The sequence below is a fragment of the Campylobacter sp. IFREMER_LSEM_CL1097 genome (genome assembly GCF_025772225.1).
GTDB classification, from domain to species: domain Bacteria; phylum Campylobacterota; class Campylobacteria; order Campylobacterales; family Campylobacteraceae; genus Campylobacter_D; species Campylobacter_D lari_D.
The window spans coordinates 1-2,896 of sequence record NZ_JAKMRT010000036.1 but is presented as its reverse complement, the minus strand read 5'-3'; the positions used below and the strand labels follow the sequence as shown (position 1 = coordinate 2,896).

Annotated in this window: 1 protein-coding gene; it reads left to right on the top strand. The window is 28.6% G+C overall.

All coding sequences use genetic code 11. The annotated features are described in order from the left end of the window. Positions 1–67 precede the first annotated feature (67 nt). On the top strand, positions 68–2,896 hold a 2,829-nt coding region (locus L8W64_RS08735; protein WP_263673521.1), incomplete at its 3' end, for an inverse autotransporter beta domain-containing protein.

The following is a 2,896-nucleotide window of genomic DNA, read 5'->3' as shown; positions in this document are numbered from 1 at the left end:
GTATTTTTTGTGTTATCATATTCTCATCACAAATAAAAAATTTTATGCAAAGGATTCGGGGGGGGGTATGAAAAAAACACTTTTACTTGTTTTAATCATTCACACTTTTCTTTTTTCTCAAATAATGATTTTAAAAAATCAAGATAAAATCATTATAGATGACAATCAAACTCTTGCACTTAATCATGTAAACCATGATCAAAAGCAAATACTTAAAGAATATGATAGCATTGACCCAAGAGTCAAAAAGCTATTAGAAGAAAAATCAAAGAAAGATTCTAATCTTAGTAAAGAAGATGAAGAATTATCTAATAATGTTATTGGTGTTATTCAAACTATAGGCAATGTATATAATGCCAAGAATAGTAAAGAAAGAGATGAACTTATAAGAGATTTAGCAAGCAATTATTTAAGCTTACAAGCTAATACTTTAATCCAAGAATATTTACATGCTCTTAATCACTCCATTAATAGTGAGTTTAATTTAAACTATAATGATAGGGGTGGTTTAAGTGGTAATGCTAAAGTTCTTTTACCTATTATGAGTGAAGATAATCCAAAAATATCTTATTTTTTACAAAGCGGTATAGGTGGATATGATAATAATAGAATCATAGGTCATTTTGGTGGTGGTATAAGATATTATCCTAATGCATTAGCATTAGATAATTCAGGAAATATCATGCTAGGATTAAATTTAGTTTATGATCATGATTTTAGTAGAGAGCATAAAAGAATATCTTTGGGCTTTGAAAGTATGTTAGATACACTAGCTTTCCATGCTAATATTTATCAAAGATTAAGTGATTGGATTAATAGTTATGATTTTAAAAATGCAAATAATGATCTAACTTTCTTAGAACGCCCTGCTAATGGCTGGGATATGGGTATTAAATATGCTTTTCCTTCTATGAGTAATGTAGCTGTTTTTGCTAATATGAGTAAATGGTATGGAGAAAAAGTAGCTCCATTTGGCAATGTAAACTGCTATGAAGATTTAGAAAAAAATCCTTTAGTGTATGAAGGAGGTATTACTTACTCACCTTGTCCTGCATTAACTTTTTCGCTAAGCCATAAAAGAAGTAATGAAAGTGATAAACAAGGCACAAATATAGCTATGAATTTTAACATACCTTTAGATAAAGATGCCTTCAAACACGCTTTTGATACAAAATTAGCAGGTATAAATAATACCATTGAAGGCTCTAGAACTCATTTTATAGATAGAGATTATTCTATGGTGCTTGAATATAAAGCTATTAACAATACTTATCATATTTCTTATTGCGGAAATTTGGGAGATAATACTCATTGTATTATGCTTAAAGATGGTTTTAATCAAGCAGTTAAAAATGTTGCTATGAGTGTAACTCCTGAACAAAAAAGTGTAATCTTAAAAGATGGAAATCATTATATTACTGATAGTAATGGAAAAGTTTTTGTAAAAATAATCCATTCTTATGGAGTCCATCAAACCAATTTAATTGCTAAAGCAGGGAATGCTCAAGAAAGTTTCCCTATTACTATCATAGCTCCAAAAGAAGACTTTAGGATATTTGCTAAACCTTCTAATATACAAAGATATGAAAAATCTCTAATCACATTTACAGGAAATGATTTAGCAGGCGATTCGGTAATTCATTGGAAATTAAATGGTAAAGGAAGTTTAGAAAAAACGCCAAATTCAGATAAAACTGATAAAGATGGAAATTCAAATATCATCTACAAACCTGATGTAAACATGAAAGATAAAGAAAAAGCTGAAATCATTGCTAATGTATTAGGAGTTACTTTAAAAACATTTGTTCAAATAGCAATTTATGGAGATGATGATATTATCTTAGATAAAACTATTATAGGTAATAAAGAAAAAACTCATGCAAGTTATAAAAACTTAAAAGCTAATTCTACAAAAGTTAAATGGAGTATACAAGGAGATAATGCTTTATTTGTTGATAAAGATAAAACTACTAAGGAGCTTAATTTAATAGCTGATGATAAAGGTGAGAGTAATGTAGAAATCATAGGACTTAGTGGAAATGAAAAAGTAAAAATCATTGCTAAGAATATGAGTGATGAATTAGTAAAAGAAAGAAGTAAAGATTTAGAGATTAAAAATTATACAGCCACCATGGAGCTTCCTGCTGGAAAAGATCCTGTGACTCATCAAGACTTTGAAAAAGGAATGATTGATTATAAAAGCGACTTTGAAGTAAAACTTAAAGGTTTAATGCCAAAAACAAAAGTTTTATGGAAGGCTAAAGATATACAAAGCAATAAAACTTTAAGAATTAGTAACGATAAAGAAAGTACAGCTGATGATAAAGGTGAGAGTAAGGTAGTATTTGAAGGAGTAAAAGATTTTAATATTAAAAGATTACAAATCATTGCTACTTATAATCAAAGCGCAGCTAGTACTCAAGAAGTAAGTGGAGAAATCAAACTCCACCAATATACCCCAAGCATTAGTTTTAGTAAAGATAAAATTCATGCTTATGAAAGTGATAATAACAAAGCTTTAAAAGATCCAAAACTTGATCATGTTGAAGTAACTTTAAAAGGTGGTAAACCTAATGAAAAAATAGAATGGAGTTTAAGCGGGGATGCTACTTTAGGTAGTCATGATGCAACATTTAATGCTAGTGGTGAAGCTAAGGCAGTTATCACTTCTAAAGCTCCATTTAAAGTTAATCCAAATTTAGAAGTTAAAACTATGACTAAAGATCTTAAAAAAGAATTGCCTTATGAGATTAAAGAATATACTCCTAAAGTAGAATATCCAAGCTTTAAAACCCAAGAAAAAACTATAGATTATATAGATGATTTTAATATTAAAATAAGCGGTTTATTACCAAATTCCACTATTGATAAAATCAGTGGAAGTAAAGGAGTAAAA